Origin of the sequence: Brucella tritici (genome assembly GCF_902825325.1) — a bacterium.
GTDB lineage: Bacteria > Pseudomonadota > Alphaproteobacteria > Rhizobiales > Rhizobiaceae > Brucella.
In genome coordinates, this window is the sequence record NZ_CADEAR010000002.1 from 344595 (window position 1) to 362121 (window position 17527).

A 17527-nucleotide genomic window follows, 5' to 3' on the forward strand; every position below is an offset into this window, starting at 1 on the left:
AGAGCGATCCTGAAAAGGGCAGATCATGAGTGAAACATTGAACCAGATTCGCTTTCGCATCGACGGTATGGATTGCGCATCCTGCGCAGCCAAGATCGATACTGCCGTGCGGCGGGTGCGCGGTATTGAGGATGTGTCCGTCTCTGTCACGGCAGGCACGATGACTGTCAGCCATGATGGAACGGGCGATCTCGACAAGGTCGCAAGCAAGGTACGCAGCCTCGGCTATGGCGTCGAGCCGCTCATCGAGGAAAAAGCAGTCGCGAAGCGAGAGCATTCGCACGATCATTCTCACCACGACCACGACCACGACCATGCGGCGTGTGGTGGTCATCACGACCACCACGATCATGATCATGAAGCCCATGACAAGGCTATTGCTGTAACGGCCAACAGTTTCCGCTTTCAGGTCGATGGTATGGATTGTGCATCCTGCGCGGCCAAGATCGATACTGCCGTGCGTCGCCTTTCGGGCGTGACAGATGTGTCCGTCTCAGTGACCAATGGTGCGATGACCGTCAATCATGATGGAACGGCAAAGAGCGACGAAATTGCCGGAAAGGTGACGGCGCTGGGCTACAGGACCGCGCTTGCCGAAACCGCTGCCGCCGGTGCCGGTTCTACACCAAAGGCGACCGCGCCAACAAAGCCGCTGCCCTGGTGGCGTTCAAAAAAGGGCCAGATGATGCTGGCCTGTGGCGGCGGGCTGGTCGCGGCCTATATTGTCGGACATCTTTATCCGCCCCTCGCGCTTTGGGCTGTTACGGCCGCAATGCTGATCGGCCTCGTGCCGATTGCTAGGCGTGCCTATATGGCGGCGATCAATGGCACGCCATTTTCCATCGAGATGCTGATGACGATTGCTGCTGTGGGCGCAGTGTTCATCGACGCGACCGAGGAAGCGGCAGCCGTCGTGTTTCTGTTTCTGGTCGGTGAGCTTCTGGAAGGCGTTGCCGCCGGAAAGGCGCGCGCCAGCATTCAATCCCTGACCATGCTGGTGCCGAAGACAGCCTTTCTTGAGAAAAACGGGGCGACCGCTGAAGTTGCCGCCGACAGCCTGGCGGTCGGCGATGTGATCTCCGTGCGTCCGGGCGACCGTATGCCTGCGGACGGCGAAATCCTGACGGGCGAGAGCGCTGTCGATGAAGCGCCGGTTACCGGTGAAAGCACGCCGGTCGGGAAGGCTGAAGGCGACACGGTTTTTGCCGGCACGATCAATGGCGATGGCGTGCTGCGGGTCCGGGTCACGGCTGCGGCGCAGGACAACACCATCGCCCGTGTTGTGCGGCTGGTCGAGGAAGCGCAGGAAGCCAAGGCGCCGACGGAACGTTTCATCAATCGTTTCTCGACCTATTACACGCCGGGCGTCGTGGTTGTGGCCGCACTCGTCGCCATTCTGCCGCCGCTTCTTGCGGGGGGCGGCTGGAATGAATGGGTCTACAAGGGGCTTGCGATCCTTCTGATCGGTTGTCCCTGCGCGTTGGTCATATCCACACCTGCTGCCATTGCTGCAGCTCTCTCGTCAGGCGCACGGCGCGGCCTTTTGATGAAGGGTGGTGCTGTGCTGGAAACCATCGGCAAGATCACGGCGGCCTGCTTCGACAAGACCGGTACGTTGACCGAAGGCAAGCCGCAGGTGACAGATGTTCTTGCAGGCGACCTGCCCGAAGATGAAGTGCTGCGTCTTGCTGCGTCCCTGGATGCGGGCTCAAGCCATCCGCTGGCGCTGGCGATTGTCGGTGCCGCAGAACAGCGTAACCTGAAACTGTCCGTCATCACGCAGGGCAAGGCCCATGGCGGCAAGGGTGTTTCAGGGACGGTTGGTGAAATGGACCTGTTTCTGGGGTCGCGCCGCGCAGCCAATGATATTGCAGCCATTCCGGATGCGCTGGCGAGCCTTATTGTCGCCTGCAACGACGAAGGCAAGACCGTTTCTGTCCTTGTCGCCAATGGCAAGATTGCCGGTGCAATCGCCATGCGTGATGAACCGCGCGCCGATGCCATTGCCGGTTTGCAGGAACTGAAAGCTGCCAATATTCGCACCGTCATGCTGACGGGTGATAATCGTCGTACCGCGGAAGCAATTGGTCACGACCTTGGTATTGAGGTGCGGGCCGAGCTTCTGCCGGAAGACAAGCAGCGCATCGTCGGCGAGTTGCGTAAAGACGGTCTGATCGTCGCCAAGATCGGCGATGGCATCAACGATGCACCGGCACTGGCTGCCGCCGATGTCGGCATCGCCATGGGTGGCGGCACGGACGTGGCGCTGGAAACAGCCGACGCCGCTGTCCTGCACGGGCGGGTTGGCGATGTGGCGGAAATGGTCGATCTTTCCAAGCGAACCATGCGCAATATCCATCAGAATATTGCCATAGCGCTCGGATTGAAGGCTGTCTTTCTGGTGACCACCGTTCTGGGTATCACCGGCCTCTGGCCCGCGATTCTGGCCGATACCGGCGCAACCGTTCTTGTGACGATCAATGCTTTGCGGCTTTTGCGGCAACCGGCGCGATAAACTAATTGCCGCGCTCCGTCCCTCATGCTGAGGAGCGGCCCGAGAAATCGAGGGCCGTGTCTCGAAGGGCGAGGGACGGCTCCATTAGTTCCCATCTCCAATCTTTCGAGATGGTATCCTTCGCGAGCTCAGGATACCTCCTCAAGATGAGGAGATGGGGCAATCGCCCGAAAATTTACTCGCCGATCAGAACGCGGATGCGCTCGCTATATTGCTTGCCGAAGGCGAGATGTTCGGGATTGATATCCTTCAATTCGTCCACCAGTTGCGGCTCATTCTCGGCGTCTGCGGCGGCAAGGCTGCTCATCAGGGCGAAATAGCCGAGAATATAATCGGACGGCGTGATGTTCTGGGCCTTGAGCACTTCCACGACCTGCGGACGGGATTCGACGCTCTTCACCATCTTGTCGAAGGAAGGCGTGGCATCCTGTCCTTCTTCTTCGGTCGCTGAAAGTTCCATGCCACCCAGCTGTTCCTGCACTTTTTCCATGCGCGACAGGAAATCTTCGCTCAGCTTGAAATTGTTGATTTCGGCAGGCGTCTGCTTCGGTGCGACATCAAGCAGGTCGTCGGCAAACGCGACGCTTGTGGAAACGGGCACGGCGACAAGAGAAAGGCCAATGGGGAAAAGGCCGAGGAAAACGGCGCAGCCTGCAATCTTGAAACGGGAAAACACCGTCATTTTTCTATCCTCGAACTGTGGAACGATTCGCGTTCTCAAATGGTATGTCAGAACATATCCTTGCGCTTACGGATTTCGGCAAACACGGCTTCGTCGGGTGCATCCTGCAGGCCGAGGCGGCTGCGAATACCGGCATCATGCCAGCGCAGGAAGGGATTGGTCGCCATTTCAAGCGCGATGCTTGACGGCAATGTCATGCGATCGGCGGCACGAAGCCTTGCAATCTCGGCGGCGCGCTCCTTGAGGGCGGAATTGGCCGGGTCGATGGTGAGCGCAAATCGGGCATTGCTTTCAGTATATTCATGGCCGCAATAGACCGCCGTGTCGCCGGGAAGCGCAACCAGCTTCTGCAATGACTGGAACATGGTGAGCGGCGTTCCCTCGAAAAGCCGTCCGCAGCCGAGCGCGAACAGCGTATCGCCCGTGAAGACGGCTTTCGCATCGGGAAGATAATAGGACACTTCGCCCGCCGTATGACCTGGCGTTGCGATGGTCTTGACGCGGAAGAGACCGAAGGTGAATTCGTCGCCGTCCTTCACGGTCCGGTCGATACCGGGAATCTTTGCTTCTTCGGCCTTGGGGCCGATGATGCTGACCCCGTATTTCGCTTTCAACGCTTCGTTGCCCTCGACGTGATCGAGATGGTGGTGCGTGGTGAAGATAAAATCGAGCGTCCAGCCGCGTCGCTTCAGCGCCGCTTCTATTGCCGCTGCATCAGGCGCATCAATGGATGCTGTCAGTGCACTTTGGGGATCGTGGATGAGGACGCCGTAATTGTCGCTGCGGCAGATGAACTGTTCGATTTCAAGCCGTGGTGCGATGCTGTTCATGGCGTCCTTCCTTTTATTAGGATGCGGTCTTGTTGTCTTCCGTCAGTGAATGCTTCTGGATAAGCGGCATTTGTAAAAGCGTGAAGACAATGGTGATGGGCATAATGCCCCACACCTTGAACGATACCCAGGCATCGGTTGAGAAATTCCGCCAGACAACCTCGTTGACCACGGCGAGGAAAATAAAGAACAGACCCCAGCGCAGCGTCAGCTTTCGCCAGCCTTCGGCATCGAGACGGAAGGCCGAATCAAACACATAGCCGAGCAGGGACTTGCCGAAGAAGAGGCCGCCGAGCAGGATCGCACCGAACAGCGTGTTGACGATAGTCGGCTTCATCTTGATGAAGGTGTCGTTATGCAGCCAGAGCGTCAGCGCCCCGAACACCAGCACGACGATGCCGGAGACAAGCGGCATGATGGGCAGGGTGCGCGTCATTGTCCATGAAATGGCGAGCGCGATTACGGTTGCGCCCATGAATAGCGCCGTTGCCAGAAAGATCGGTGCGCCGATAGACGCCAGCACCGGAAAACGCTCGATCAGCATTTCGCCGCGCGCATTGGCAAAGAAGAAGACAAGAAGCGGCCCCAGCTCCAGCGCCAGCTTGAGCAGCGGCGGGACTTCCCGGCGTTCGGCTTCGCTTTTCTGTGACGGATCGCGTTCGAAAACGGGATGCTCCATCAGGCAACTCCTGCGATGGCGCGGGCAAAATCCTTGGCCGCAAAGGGTTCCAGATCGTCGACACCTTCGCCGACGCCGATGAAATAGATCGGCAGTTTATGCTTGGCCGAGATGGCGACAAGAATGCCGCCCCGTGCCGTGCCGTCAAGCTTGGTCATGACCAGGCCGTTGACACCGGCAATATTCTTGAAGATTTCGACCTGATTAAGGGCATTCTGGCCGGTGGTGGCATCGAGTGTCTGCAAGACGGTATGCGGCGCTTCCGGATCGTGCTTGCCCAGAACGCGCACGATCTTGGCAAGCTCGTCCATCAGTTCGGCCTTGTTCTGCAACCGTCCTGCCGTATCGATGATGAGAACGTCACTGCCCGCTTCCTTGGCCTTTTCCCATGCATCATAGGCAAGCCCTGCCGCATCGGCGCCGAGCTTGGAGGACACGACCGGCGAACCGGTGCGTTCGCCCCAGATGTGCAACTGCTCGATGGCTGCTGCGCGGAATGTGTCGCCTGCCGCCAGCATGACCTTGAGGCCGCCCGTGGTAAGCTTTGCGGCAAGCTTGCCGATGGTGGTGGTCTTGCCGGTGCCGTTGACGCCGACCACGAGGATGACATGCGGCTTGTGCGACAGGTCAAGCTCCAACGGCTTTGCCACAGGGCCTAGAACCTTTTCGATCTCCGCGCCCATGATGGTGCGTACTTCCTCGCCCGTCACGTCCTTGCCGTAGCGACCCGACGCAAGTGCATCGGTCACGCGCATGGCGGTCTCAAGCCCGAGATCGGCCTGGATCAGCACGTCTTCGAGATCCTGCAGCGTGTCATCATCGAGCTTGCGCTTGGTGAAAATGCCGCCGATGGATTCGCTCAATGAATTCGATGAACGGAGCAGGCCGCGACGCAGCCGCTCGAACCAGGACAGCTTTGGCTCAGGCGCTGCCTCAACCGGCGCTTCTTCCTTATGTTCCTCGACGGCCTTGGCGACTTTGACCTTCTTGGGCTTCACTGGCTCCAGCTGAGGTGCGGGTTCGACCGCTTCCTCTACCACTGGTTCATCAGGAGTTTTCGCGACATCGGGCTGTTCGAGTTCGACAGCAGGTTCCGGCTCAGGCTCGACAACAGGCTCAACAACAGGCTCTGGCGCAGGTGCTTCGACCGCGATTGGTTCCATCACCGGGGGCTGTTCAATCGGGATTTCAATCTCGGCAACCGGATGCTCCGGTTCTGCCTTTTCGTCCTCAACCGCTTCTGTCGCAGGCTCTTCAATCGGCTCAGGCTCGTTGGCGATCACCGGCACTTCCGGTTCGGAAATGGCCACTTCAACGACGGCATTTTCGATTTCTTTGGGCGCTTCGGCATTTTCAGGAAGCTGTGTTTCCAAAGCCGTTTCCACGGCATCGGGAGCCGGTTGTTCGACCGGCTTTTCCTCGACCTCCTTCTTGCCGAAGGAGAACATTTTCTTGATGAAACCCATTGCCATGAAATCTGATGCCCTTAAGCTTTAAGCCGCTTGCGGCTCTGCCTGACGGGTGAGGAGTTTTTCACCGTCATGGCCTGTCACGATACGTTCGATGATTTCGCCCGGTGCGCCATCGTCCACCGATGCCAGCGTAAAGCCTTCCGTGCGCGCAATCCCTTCCTTCTCGACCAGAAGGCGCTGCGCAGTGCCGTTGAGAGAAGCGAGGTGCTTTTCATAAGCATGGTCGCCAACGGCACGCAAACGCGCCGCACGTTCCTTGACGATTTCGCGCCGCACCTGCGGCATGCGGGCGGCGGGAGTGCCTTCGCGTGCACTGTAGGGGAAGACGTGCAGGTGGGACAGTCCGCATTCCTCGACGATTTTCAACGAATTCTGGAACATATCTTCAGTTTCGGTCGGGAAACCGGCAATGATGTCCGCGCCGAAGACGATGTCGGGACGCAGAGAACGCACCGTTTCGCAGAAGCGGATCGAATCGTCGCGTAAGTGGCGGCGCTTCATGCGCTTGAGAATCATGTCGTCGCCCGCCTGTAGCGACAGGTGCAGATGCGGCATCAGGCGCTTTTCATTGGCAATCGCATCCATCAGATCGTCATCGGCCTCGATGGAATCGATGGAGGAAAGACGCAGGCGCTGCAAATCCGGCACCTGAGTGAGAACAGTCTTCACCAGCTTGCCGAGACGCAGGCTTCCCGGCAGATCGGGACCGTAGGAGGTCATGTCCACGCCGGTCAGCACCACTTCGGCATAACCGTTGCCGACAAGGCGCTTGACCTGATCCACCACCGCGCCCATCGGAACGGAGCGGGAATTACCGCGACCATAGGGAATGATGCAGAAGGTGCAGCGATGATCGCAGCCATTCTGTACCTGCACGAAAGCACGCGCGCGGCCTTCGATGGCATCGACCATATGGCTCGCGGTTTCGCGCACTTCCATAATGTCGTTGACGCGAACCTTCTCGAACTGGTTGACGCCGAAATCCGGCAGCATCCGGTAGGAATTGGATTTCAGTTTTTCCTCATTGCCGAGAATGAGGTCGACTTCGTCCATGGCGGCAAAATTGTCCGCTTCGGTTTGCGCAGCACAGCCGGTGACGATGATGCGCGCTTCCGGGTTTTCACGGCGGGCCTTGCGGATCGCCTGACGCGCTTGGCGCACGGCTTCCGCCGTCACGGCGCACGTGTTGAAGATGATCGCGCCATCCTTCAATTCGCCAAGTCCGGCGGCATCGGCTTCGCGTTTCATCACCTCTGATTCATAGGTATTGAGACGGCATCCGAATGTTACGACTTCCACCGACATCAGGCTGCACCCCTGTCAGTTGGCTTGTCATTCTGGGCGTCGCGGCTCCATTCGCCGGTCGCAGGATCGAAAGTGCCTGAGAACTCCCATTCGGCGGGGCCGGTCATCATGACATGATCATCGTCGCGCCATTCGATCCTGAGCGGGCCGCCAGGAACATTGACGGTGACGGTGCGCCCGGTGCGGCGTGTGCGCGCTGCCGAAACGGCGGCGGCGCAGGCGGCGGAACCACAGGCGCGGGTGAGGCCCGCGCCGCGCTCCCATGTACGCAGGTCGATCGTCTCGGGCGAGGTAACATGGGCAATCGAGATATTGGCGCGCTCAGGAAAGATCGGATGATGCTCCAGAAGCGGCCCGAACTTCTCCAGTTCATAGGACCAGACATTGCGGTCGACCCAGAAGATTGCATGAGGGTTGCCCATGGATGCAACCGACGGCGAATGCAGCACCGGCGCGTCGATAGGACCGACCTGTAGTTCGATCATGCGCGTATCGCGAAATTCTTCGGCAAGCGGAATGTCCTGCCAGTCGAAGCGCGGCTTGCCCATATCGACTGAAATCAGGCCGTCCTCGTGTTCGGTCGCGGTCAGAATTCCGGCGCGGGTTTCAAACGTGAAATCCTGCCTGCCGGTCTCGGCGGCCAGCGCCTGCACGACGCAGCGCGTACCATTGCCGCAAGCCTGCGCTTCCGTGCCATCGCAATTGATGATGGCGATATAGTTGTCGGTTCCCGCTGTGCGCGGGTCATGGATCGCCATGATCTGATCGAAGGCGGTTTCGCTGTCGGCCGCAAGACGGATCGCGGCTTCAGGCGTAATCCGATCCGCGCGGCCGCGCATGTCGGCAACGATGATCTGATTGCCGAGCCCGTTCATCTTGGCGAAGGCTGCCTTGGTGGCCATAACTATCGTGGTTCCGTTTTCCTGCGGCTTTGGTCGATAAAGCCTATGGGACAATTAGCGTCTATATGGCGGAAAAGCCCGCAAATTGCCAGTACCCGCGTCAGATTGCGAAAAGTTGCGGCGCAGGCTTTCCCGCAGAACAGGTGCCAATATCGGAGAAACTGTGGCCTTCCTGTCCCAGTTTCAAGATTATTAAGCGGTTTCAAGCATTCTTGAAGAGTTTGAAGGGTAAAAATGACAGGTGTCGGTGTTGCTTTTTTAACCATATAGCCATTTTATCGGTCCAATATTGTCACATTGCAGGGCTTCGGTAGGAAGTCCGGGGCATCCCCACCCCAGATGAGAAATGCGGAAATGGAGAACCAGATGGGAATTTCGAAAGCAAGTCTGCTCAGCCTCGCGGCGGCTGGCATTGTTCTGGCTGGCTGCCAGAGCTCCCGGTTTGGCAATCTCGATACGGTTTCGCCACCACCGCCACCGCCACCCGTGAATGCGGCTCCGGCAGGCTCGGTGCAGAAGGGCAACCTCAATTCTCCCAATGCTTCACAGTTTCCGACGGCTCCGACCACGGACCCGAATGCACAGCCCGGCACACAGGTTGCAAGCCTGCCGCCAGCATCCGCTCCCGATCTGACGCCAGGCTCTGTCGCCGGTGTCTGGAACGCATCGCTTGGCGGCCAGAGCTGCAAGATCGCGACGCCGCAGACCAAGTATGGTCAGGGCTACCGCGCAGGTCCGCTGCGTTGCCCGGGCGAACTCGGCAATCTCGCTTCCTGGGCTGTCAACGGCAAGCAGCTCGTTCTCTATGATGCGAATGGCGGCACCGTCGCTTCGCTCTATTCGTCGGGACAGAGCCGCTTCGACGGACAGACTTCCGGCGGGCAGGCCGTTTCGCTTTCGCGCTAAGACATTCTTTCGCTTGGAGCGCCGATCTGATTGAATCAGATCGGCGCTCCAATTGTTTTGTTTGCCGCGCATCTTGCCCGAAAACCGTTTCACACTTTTCGGGATGCGCTCTAAAGACAGGCGGATCATCGCGAGATGGTCCGCCGTTTTTGCAATTGAAAGGTTGAACGGACGTAATCATGTCTTTCGACGGTAATCTGAAAGCCTTCCCCTCCGTCCGCGAGCATTACGATGCGATGGTCGCGGCGGGTGATGTGGAAGCCGATCCCGCTCAACTCGAACTCACCGTCCGTTATGACCGGCTGATCGAGGAAATCTGCACCAAACGCCTGTCACGCAAGTCGAGCGCGCTCGGCTGGCTGTTTGGCAAGCGCAAGGAAGCAACGAGCATCATCAAGGGGCTTTACGTGCACGGCGAGGTCGGACGCGGCAAGACCATGCTGATGGACATGTTCTTTTCGCTTCTGCCGGTGGAACGCAAGCGCCGCGCGCATTTCAACGATTTCATGGCCGATGTGCACGAGCGTATCTATGCGCATCGCCAGGCGCATAAACGTGGCGAGACCAAGCAGGACGACCCGATCCCGCCGGTTGCAGATGCCTTGAGCCAGCAGGCCTGGGTGTTGTGTTTCGACGAATTCACCGTGACCGATATTGCCGATGCGATGATCCTGTCGCGCCTGTTCAGCGCCTTGTTCGCCCGTGGCGTGGTTCTGGTGGCGACATCCAACGTCGCGCCGGACAATCTTTATCGCGATGGGCTGAACCGGCAGCTCTTCCTGCCCTTCATTGATATTCTCAAGCAGCATGTCGATGTGATCAACCTCGATTCGCGCACCGATTACCGTCTGGAGAAACTCGACCGCCAGCCGGTCTATCTGTCGCCACTTGGTCCTGAAACGGCCAAGCGCATGGATGCGGCCTGGACGGCGCAAAAGGACGGCGCGCATGAAAAGTCCGACGTCATCCGCATTAAGGGACGCGACATCGAGGTCGCCCGTGCCGTGCACGGCGCGGCGCGCTTCACTTTCGATGCGCTCTGTTCGAAGCCGCTTGGTGCCTCAGACTATATTGCCATCGTGAAGCATTATCCGACCTTGTTCATCGATGATGTTCCGGTGCTGGACTATTCGCGCCGCAATGAGGCCAAACGCTTCATTCTGCTGATCGACGTGCTCTACGATCACCACGCGCGGGTATTCATTTCCGCAGAAGCCCAGCCGGAAAAGCTCTATCTTGCCAGCAAGGGTACGGAGGCCTTCGAGTTCGACCGCACTGCTTCCCGTCTCTTCGAGATGCAGAGCGCGGATTATCTGGCCGAGCCACCCGGCAAGGCCGGATAAACAGCCTGCACATCAACTGCCCTATCATCAGACTGCCACAGACTGGACTTATAAGCCCGGTGGGCTATGTTGCTCGCGCAATTCATGCGGAAGGTGTGGCACTTTCGTGCCGGACTTTCGATACTGCATCAGTTTTAAATCGGGGCCGGTTTTGAACAGGTGCACAACGTTGTTGGAATTGGCAGCTTGCCAGTCGCTCCGTCACCGCTTCGCCGGGGATGGTTCGCGGCGGTAGGAGAGGGTGGTTTTGCCTTGATATTGACAAATTATCTTACGTTTACGTAAGAACCATTAATTCTAACCGATTGAAAACATTAGTCGCAAAATAATGAGTTGAGTTTATCGCCAAAGAGTCCTATCTCGCAGTTCCAACGCTTGAGCGTTTCCGGCGAGGATTCCGGATGGCTTGATGCGTTTCTGGATCAAAAGTGAGGAAAGAAACAATCATGGCACGCAACAAGATTGCCCTCATCGGCTCCGGCATGATCGGCGGCACGCTCGCCCATCTTGCTGGTCTGAAGGAACTCGGCGACGTCGTCCTTTTCGACATTGCGGAAGGCACCCCGCAGGGTAAGGGACTGGATATCGCTGAATCTTCTCCGGTTGACGGTTTTGATGCGAAATACACCGGCGCCAACGACTACGCAGCAATCGAAGGCGCAGACGTTGTCATCGTGACCGCAGGCGTGCCGCGCAAGCCGGGCATGAGCCGCGACGACCTTCTGGGCATCAACCTCAAGGTGATGGAACAGGTTGGCGCGGGCATCAAGAAATATGCTCCTGAGGCTTTCGTCATCTGCATCACCAACCCGCTGGACGCCATGGTCTGGGCGCTGCAGAAGTTCTCCGGTCTTCCGGCGCACAAGGTTGTCGGCATGGCTGGCGTTCTCGACAGCGCCCGCTTCCGTTATTTCCTCTCGGAAGAATTCAACGTTTCGGTTGAAGACGTCACGGCATTCGTGCTGGGCGGCCACGGCGACAGCATGGTTCCGCTGGCCCGTTACTCGACCGTTGCAGGCATCCCACTCCCTGACCTCGTCAAGATGGGCTGGACCAGTCAGGACAAGCTCGACAAGATCATCCAGCGCACCCGTGACGGCGGCGCGGAAATCGTCGGTCTGCTCAAGACCGGTTCGGCTTTCTACGCTCCGGCTGCATCGGCCATCCAGATGGCTGAATCCTACCTCAAGGACAAAAAGCGCGTCCTGCCGGTCGCTGCCCAGCTTTCTGGCCAGTACGGCGTCAAGGACATGTATGTCGGCGTGCCGACCGTCATCGGCGCCAATGGCGTCGAGCGCATCATTGAAATTGATCTCGACAAGAACGAAAAGGCCGAGTTCGACAAGTCGGTGGCATCTGTCGCCGGTCTTTGCGAAGCCTGCATCGGCATCGCTCCGTCGCTGAAGTAAAATTCCAGACAAGGCCGGATTGTCGCCTGCGGGCGGCTCCGGCCTTTTCCGGCTGTCAATCCGTACCGGATCCGTTCAATCCCAATATGCAACGGACCGGGAATCCGCAGAGGACAACCAGATGAATATTCACGAATACCAGGCCAAGCGCCTGCTTCACACCTACGGCGCTCCGATCGCCAATGGTGTGGCTGTCTATTCCGTCGAACAGGCGGAAGAATGGGCAAAGACGCTTCCCGGACCGCTTTATGTCGTCAAGAGCCAGATTCATGCTGGCGGACGCGGCAAGGGCAAGTTCAAGGAACTGCCAGCCGATGCAAAGGGCGGCGTGCGCCTCGCCAAGTCTGTCGAGGAAGTGGTTGCCAATGCGAAGGAAATGCTCGGCAACACGCTCGTCACCAAGCAGACCGGCCCAGCCGGCAAGCAGGTCAACCGTCTCTACATCGAAGACGGCGCCGACATTGATCGCGAACTCTATCTCTCGATCCTGATCGACCGCACCGTTGGCCGTCCGGCTTTCGTCGTTTCGACCGAAGGCGGCATGGACATCGAAGCCGTTGCCGAAGAAACTCCTGAAAAGATCGTCACCGTTGCCATCGATCCGGCCAAGGGCGTGACGGATGAAGACGCCAGCAAGCTCGCCGATGCGCTGAAGCTTGAAGGTCAGGCTCGTGAGGACGGCGTCAAGCTGTTCCCGATCCTCTACAAGGCGTTCACCGAAAAGGACATGAGCCTTCTCGAGATCAACCCGCTGATCGTCATGACCGACGGTCGCGTGCGCGTTCTCGATGCCAAGGTATCGTTCGACGGCAATGCGCTGTTCCGTCACCCCGACATTCAGGAACTGCGCGACCTGTCGGAAGAAGACGAAAAAGAGATCGAAGCTTCCAAGTACGACCTCGCTTACGTCGCTCTCGACGGCAATATCGGCTGCATGGTCAACGGCGCGGGCCTTGCCATGGCAACGATGGACATCATCAAGCTCTATGGCGCAGAACCTGCCAACTTCCTCGACGTTGGTGGCGGCGCTTCCAAGGAGAAGGTGACGGCTGCGTTCAAGATCATCACCGCTGACCCGGCTGTCCAGGGCATTCTGGTCAACATCTTCGGCGGCATCATGAAGTGCGACGTCATTGCTGAAGGCGTGATCGCTGCAGTCAAGGAAGTCGGCCTCAAGGTTCCTCTGGTTGTCCGTCTCGAAGGCACCAATGTCGAACTCGGCAAGAAGATCATCAACGAGAGCGGCCTGAACGTCATTTCGGCCGACGATCTCGACGATGCGGCGCAGAAGATCGTCGCTGCAGTGAAGGGGAATTAAGGCATGTCCATTCTCGTCAACAAGGACACCAAGGTTCTCGTACAGGGCCTGACCGGCAAGACCGGTACCTTCCACACCGAACAGGCGCTTGCTTACTACGGCACGCAGATGGTCGGCGGTATCCATCCGAAGAAGGGTGGCGAAACCTGGGAAGGCTCCAAGGGCGAAAAGCTTCCGATCTTCGCAACCGTTGCCGAAGGCAAGGAACGCACCGGTGCTGACGCATCCGTGATCTACGTTCCGCCAGCAGGCGCCGCCGATGCGATCATCGAAGCGATTGAAGCAGAAATCCCGTTCATCGTCTGCATCACCGAAGGCATTCCGGTCATGGACATGGTTCGCGTCAAGGAGCGTCTGGAACGCTCGAAGTCGCGCCTGCTCGGACCGAACTGCCCTGGCATCCTGACCCCTGAAGAGTGCAAGATCGGCATCATGCCGGGCAATATCTTTAAGAAGGGTTCGGTGGGTGTTGTTTCCCGCTCCGGCACGCTTACCTATGAAGCTGTGTTCCAGACCTCGAACGAGGGCCTCGGCCAGACCACCGCTGTCGGTATCGGCGGCGATCCGGTCAAGGGCACCGAGTTCATCGATGTCCTGGAAATGTTCCTGGCCGACGACGAAACCAAGTCGATCGTCATGATCGGTGAAATCGGCGGTTCGGCTGAAGAAGATGCGGCCCAGTTCCTCAAGGACGAAGCCAAGCGCGGTCGCAAGAAGCCGATGGTCGGCTTCATCGCTGGCCGTACGGCTCCTGCCGGACGCACCATGGGCCATGCTGGCGCCGTGATCTCCGGTGGCAAGGGCGGTGCGGAAGACAAGATTGCCGCCATGGAATCGGCTGGCATTCGCGTGTCGCCGTCGCCGGCGCAGCTCGGCAAGACGCTGGTCGAAGTCCTCAAGGGCTGAGATCGCGTATCGGTCTGAATATCCCGGCGGCGGCGAAAGCCGCTGCCGGGTTTAGCATAACGGCGGGTCATACGATCCGGTTTAGAGGGACGGATATCCGTTCCGACGCGTAGAGTTTAGTCATGCCGGGGTCTGTAGCGGTTCCTCCCCGGCGGCGTGAGGGATGAAGTTTCGAACTTCCGGCCCGCGCAAGATGAGCCACTGACAAGGAGACGGAGCACTGCTCCGGATAGGCTATGGCAAGGCAAGAACAAGCCAACGACGTTTTCGCCCTTACCTCATTCCTCTATGGCGGCAATGCCGACTATATCGAGGAGCTGTACGCCAAATATGAGGACGATCCGAATTCGGTCGATCCGCAGTGGCGCGATTTCTTCGCGAAGCTGGGCGATAATGCCGACGATGTGAAGAAGAACGCCGAAGGCGCGTCCTGGACCAGGAAGAACTGGCCGATTGCAGCCAATGGTGAACTGATTTCCGCGCTCGACGGCAACTGGGCTGAAGTCGAAAAGCATGTCACCGACAAGCTGAAAGGCAAGGCTGCAAAGGGCGAAGCGAAGGGTGCGACCGGCGCAGCCCTTACCAGCGAAGAGATCACGCAGGCTGCACGCGACAGCGTTCGCGCCATCATGATGATCCGCGCCTACCGCATGCGTGGCCATCTGCACGCCAATCTCGATCCGCTCGGTCTCTCCGAAAAGCCGAACGACTACAACGAGCTGGAGCCGGAAAATTACGGTTTCACGCCTGCCGACTACAACCGCAAGATCTTCATCGACAACGTGCTCGGCCTCGAATATGCGACCGTGCCGGAAATGCTCGATATTCTGAAGCGTACCTATTGCGGCACGATCGGCGTCGAGTTCATGCATATTTCCGATCCGGCCGAAAAGGCCTGGATTCAGGAACGCATCGAAGGTCCGGACAAGAAGGTTGCTTTCACGCCGGAAGGCAAGAAGGCCATCCTGTCGAAGCTCATCGAGGCCGAAGGCTTCGAGCAGTTCATCGACGTCAAGTACAAGGGCACCAAGCGTTTCGGCCTCGATGGCGGTGAATCGCTGATTCCGGCCCTTGAGCAGATCGTCAAGCGTGGCGGTGCCATGGGCGTCAAGGAAATCATCTTCGGCATGGCCCACCGTGGTCGTCTGAACGTGCTTAGCCAGGTCATGGGCAAGCCGCATCGCGCCATCTTCCACGAATTCAAGGGCGGCTCCTATGCGCCGGACGACGTGGAGGGCTCGGGCGACGTGAAGTATCATCTGGGCGCTTCGTCGGATCGTGAGTTCGACGGCAACAAGGTTCACCTGTCGCTGACCGCCAACCCGTCGCATCTGGAAATCGTCAACCCGGTCGTGATGGGCAAGGCCCGCGCCAAGCAGGATCTGCTGGCCGGTCGCACCCGCGACGACATGGTTCCGCTCGCAACGCGCGCCAAGGTTCTGCCGCTGCTCCTGCATGGCGATGCTGCCTTTGCCGGTCAGGGTGTCGTGGCCGAGTGTCTCGGTCTTTCGGGCCTGAAAGGCCATCGCGTTGCCGGTACGGTTCACTTCATCATCAACAACCAGATCGGTTTCACCACCAATCCAGCCTTCTCGCGTTCGTCGCCTTATCCATCGGATGTGGCAAAGATGATCGAAGCGCCGATCTTCCACGTCAATGGCGACGATCCGGAAGCCGTGGTGTTTGCCGCCAAGGTAGCAACCGAATTCCGCATGACCTTCCACAAGCCGGTGGTCATCGACATGTTCTGCTACCGCCGCTTCGGTCACAATGAAGGCGACGAGCCGTCCTTCACCCAGCCGCTGATGTACAAGGCGATCCGTGCGCACAAGACCACGGTTCAGCTTTACAGCGACAAGCTGATTGCTGAAGGCCTGATCAAGCAGGAAGAAATCGACCAGATGAAAGCGCAGTGGCGTGATAATCTGGAAACCGAATTCGACGCTGGACAGAGCTACAAGCCGAACAAGGCCGACTGGCTGGATGGCGCGTGGGCTGGCCTGCGCACCGCCGACAATGCCGACGAACAGCGTCGCGGCAAGACTGCCGTGCCGATGAAGACGCTCAAGGAAATCGGCAAGAAGCTGGTTGAAGTGCCGAAGGACTTCCAGGTCCATCGCACGATCCAGCGTTTCCTCGACAACCGTGCCAAGATGATCGAAACCGGCGAAGGCATTGACTGGGCGACAGCGGAAGCGCTTGCTTTCGGTTCGCTGGTCGCCGAAGGCAACCCGATCCGTTTCTCGGGTCAGGATGTCGAACGCGGTACCTTCTCGCAGCGTCATACGGTTCTCTACGATCAGGAAACCCAGAACCGCTACATCCCGCTCAACAATATCCAGAAGGGCCAGGCGATTTACGAGGTCATCAACTCGATGCTCTCGGAAGAAGCTGTTCTCGGCTACGAGTACGGCTATTCGCTGTCCGACCCGCGCGCTCTGGTTCTGTGGGAAGCCCAGTTCGGCGATTTCGCCAACGGTGCACAGGTTGTGTTTGACCAGTTCATCTCTTCGGGCGAACGCAAGTGGCTGCGCATGTCCGGTCTCGTCTGCCTTCTGCCACACGGCTATGAAGGTCAGGGCCCGGAACATTCGTCGGCTCGTCTGGAACGTTATCTCCAGCTCTGCGCGGAAGACAACATGCAGGTGGCGAACGTCACGACGCCGGCTAACTACTTCCATATTCTGCGCCGCCAGATGAAGCGCGACTTCCGCAAGCCGCTCATCATGATGACGCCGAAATCGCTTCTGCGTCACAAGCGTGCCATTTCGACCCTTAACGAAATGTCGGGCGAATCCTCGTTCCACCGCCTGCTGTGGGACGATGCGCAGTACAACAAGGACGAAGGCATCAAGCTCCAGAAGGATGCAAAGATCCGTCGCGTCGTGCTTTGCTCGGGCAAGGTCTATTACGACCTCTACGAAGAACGCGAAAAGCGCGGTATCGATGACGTCTACCTGCTGCGTGTCGAACAGCTTTACCCGTTCCCGGCCAAGGCGCTCATCAATGAGCTGTCACGCTTCCGCCATGCGGAAATGGTCTGGTGCCAGGAAGAGCCGAAGAACATGGGTGCATGGTCGTTCATCGACCCGTATCTGGAATGGGTGCTGGCTCATATCGACGCCAAGCATCAGCGCGTGCGCTATGCGGGCCGTCCGGCCGCAGCATCGCCTGCAACGGGTCTGATGTCGAAGCATCTTGCGCAGCTCGCCGCTTTCCTTGAGGATGCGCTCGGTAACTGATCCGGGTTAGAGTTTTGG

The 17527-nt window shown here is 58.6% G+C and carries 13 protein-coding genes; 7 read left to right on the forward strand and 6 right to left on the reverse strand.

Features of this window, described 5'->3' with window-relative positions:
• Window positions 1-25: 25 nt before the first annotated feature.
• Entirely contained in the window at window positions 26-2515 is a 2490-nt protein-coding gene (locus HWX93_RS03840; RefSeq protein WP_176036554.1) for a heavy metal translocating P-type ATPase, read from the forward strand.
• 175 nt (window positions 2516-2690) lie between these two features.
• Here HWX93_RS03840 and HWX93_RS03845 read toward each other — a convergent pair whose 3' ends face one another.
• The 6 genes from HWX93_RS03845 to dapF are packed head-to-tail and all read right to left on the reverse strand — an operon-like array spanning window position 2691 to window position 8385.
• Window positions 2691-3197 (reverse strand): hypothetical protein, encoded by a 507-nt coding sequence (locus tag HWX93_RS03845; protein WP_176036555.1) that lies wholly within the window; start codon window positions 3195-3197, stop codon window positions 2691-2693.
• Window positions 3198-3244: 47 nt separating this feature from the next.
• The gene (gloB, locus tag HWX93_RS03850; protein WP_109986958.1) at window positions 3245-4027 is read right to left on the reverse strand and encodes a hydroxyacylglutathione hydrolase; all 783 of its coding nucleotides are present in this window, start codon (window positions 4025-4027) and stop codon (window positions 3245-3247) included.
• Between the two features lie 16 nt (window positions 4028-4043).
• Window positions 4044-4706 carry a septation protein A gene (locus HWX93_RS03855; protein ID WP_012091125.1) on the reverse strand — a complete coding sequence of 221 codons (663 nt, stop codon included), beginning with the start codon at window positions 4704-4706 and terminating at the stop codon, window positions 4044-4046.
• Window positions 4706-6178, reverse strand: coding sequence for a signal recognition particle-docking protein FtsY (gene ftsY, locus HWX93_RS03860; RefSeq protein ID WP_176036556.1), 1473 nt, complete (start codon window positions 6176-6178; stop codon window positions 4706-4708). The genes HWX93_RS03855 and ftsY overlap by 1 nt, the downstream gene beginning before the upstream one ends.
• Before the next feature lie 21 nt (window positions 6179-6199).
• Window positions 6200-7483 carry a tRNA (N(6)-L-threonylcarbamoyladenosine(37)-C(2))-methylthiotransferase MtaB gene (gene mtaB, locus HWX93_RS03865; RefSeq protein ID WP_176036557.1) on the reverse strand — a complete coding sequence of 428 codons (1284 nt, stop codon included), beginning with the start codon at window positions 7481-7483 and terminating at the stop codon, window positions 6200-6202.
• Window positions 7483-8385 (reverse strand): diaminopimelate epimerase, encoded by a 903-nt coding sequence (gene dapF, locus HWX93_RS03870; RefSeq protein WP_176036558.1) that lies wholly within the window; start codon window positions 8383-8385, stop codon window positions 7483-7485. The genes mtaB and dapF overlap by 1 nt, the downstream gene beginning before the upstream one ends.
• 366 nt (window positions 8386-8751) lie before the next feature.
• On the opposite strand from dapF, the gene HWX93_RS03875 reads away from it, so the two are divergent.
• The 6 genes from HWX93_RS03875 to HWX93_RS03900 all read left to right on the forward strand — a co-directional run bounded on the left by HWX93_RS03875 (window position 8752) and on the right by HWX93_RS03900 (window position 17509).
• A complete protein-coding gene (locus tag HWX93_RS03875) occupies window positions 8752-9291 on the forward strand; it encodes a protease inhibitor Inh/omp19 family protein (protein ID WP_010657597.1) in 540 nt (179 codons plus the stop codon).
• Between the two features lie 179 nt (window positions 9292-9470).
• Window positions 9471-10634: a cell division protein ZapE gene (zapE, locus tag HWX93_RS03880; protein WP_176036559.1), complete on the forward strand. Its 1164-nt coding sequence runs from the start codon at window positions 9471-9473 to the stop codon at window positions 10632-10634.
• Window positions 10635-11080: 446 nt separating this feature from the next.
• A complete protein-coding gene (gene mdh / locus HWX93_RS03885; RefSeq protein WP_061344542.1) occupies window positions 11081-12043 on the forward strand; it encodes a malate dehydrogenase in 963 nt (320 codons plus the stop codon).
• 121 nt (window positions 12044-12164) lie between these two features.
• Window positions 12165-13361: an ADP-forming succinate--CoA ligase subunit beta gene (gene sucC / locus HWX93_RS03890; protein WP_010657594.1), complete on the forward strand. Its 1197-nt coding sequence runs from the start codon at window positions 12165-12167 to the stop codon at window positions 13359-13361.
• 3 nt (window positions 13362-13364) lie between these two features.
• Window positions 13365-14267 (forward strand): succinate--CoA ligase subunit alpha, encoded by a 903-nt coding sequence (gene sucD, locus HWX93_RS03895; protein WP_109986951.1) that lies wholly within the window; start codon window positions 13365-13367, stop codon window positions 14265-14267.
• Between the two features lie 236 nt (window positions 14268-14503).
• Window positions 14504-17509: a 2-oxoglutarate dehydrogenase E1 component gene (locus HWX93_RS03900; protein ID WP_109986950.1), complete on the forward strand. Its 3006-nt coding sequence runs from the start codon at window positions 14504-14506 to the stop codon at window positions 17507-17509.
• Window positions 17510-17527 lie beyond the last annotated feature (18 nt).

Coding starts and splice junctions, on each gene's coding strand:
- HWX93_RS03900 (WP_109986950.1), top strand. CDS start 14,504: ATGGCAAGGCAAGAACAAGCCAACGACGTTTTCGCCCTTACCTCATTC.
- ftsY (WP_176036556.1), bottom strand. CDS start 6,178: ATGGCAATGGGTTTCATCAAGAAAATGTTCTCCTTCGGCAAGAAGGAG.
- dapF (WP_176036558.1), bottom strand. CDS start 8,385: ATGGCCACCAAGGCAGCCTTCGCCAAGATGAACGGGCTCGGCAATCAG.
- HWX93_RS03855 (WP_012091125.1), bottom strand. CDS start 4,706: ATGGAGCATCCCGTTTTCGAACGCGATCCGTCACAGAAAAGCGAAGCC.
- HWX93_RS03875 (WP_010657597.1), top strand. CDS start 8,752: ATGGGAATTTCGAAAGCAAGTCTGCTCAGCCTCGCGGCGGCTGGCATT.
- zapE (WP_176036559.1), top strand. CDS start 9,471: ATGTCTTTCGACGGTAATCTGAAAGCCTTCCCCTCCGTCCGCGAGCAT.
- sucC (WP_010657594.1), top strand. CDS start 12,165: ATGAATATTCACGAATACCAGGCCAAGCGCCTGCTTCACACCTACGGC.
- HWX93_RS03840 (WP_176036554.1), top strand. CDS start 26: ATGAGTGAAACATTGAACCAGATTCGCTTTCGCATCGACGGTATGGAT.
- mdh (WP_061344542.1), top strand. CDS start 11,081: ATGGCACGCAACAAGATTGCCCTCATCGGCTCCGGCATGATCGGCGGC.
- mtaB (WP_176036557.1), bottom strand. CDS start 7,483: ATGTCGGTGGAAGTCGTAACATTCGGATGCCGTCTCAATACCTATGAA.
- HWX93_RS03845 (WP_176036555.1), bottom strand. CDS start 3,197: ATGACGGTGTTTTCCCGTTTCAAGATTGCAGGCTGCGCCGTTTTCCTC.
- sucD (WP_109986951.1), top strand. CDS start 13,365: ATGTCCATTCTCGTCAACAAGGACACCAAGGTTCTCGTACAGGGCCTG.
- gloB (WP_109986958.1), bottom strand. CDS start 4,027: ATGAACAGCATCGCACCACGGCTTGAAATCGAACAGTTCATCTGCCGC.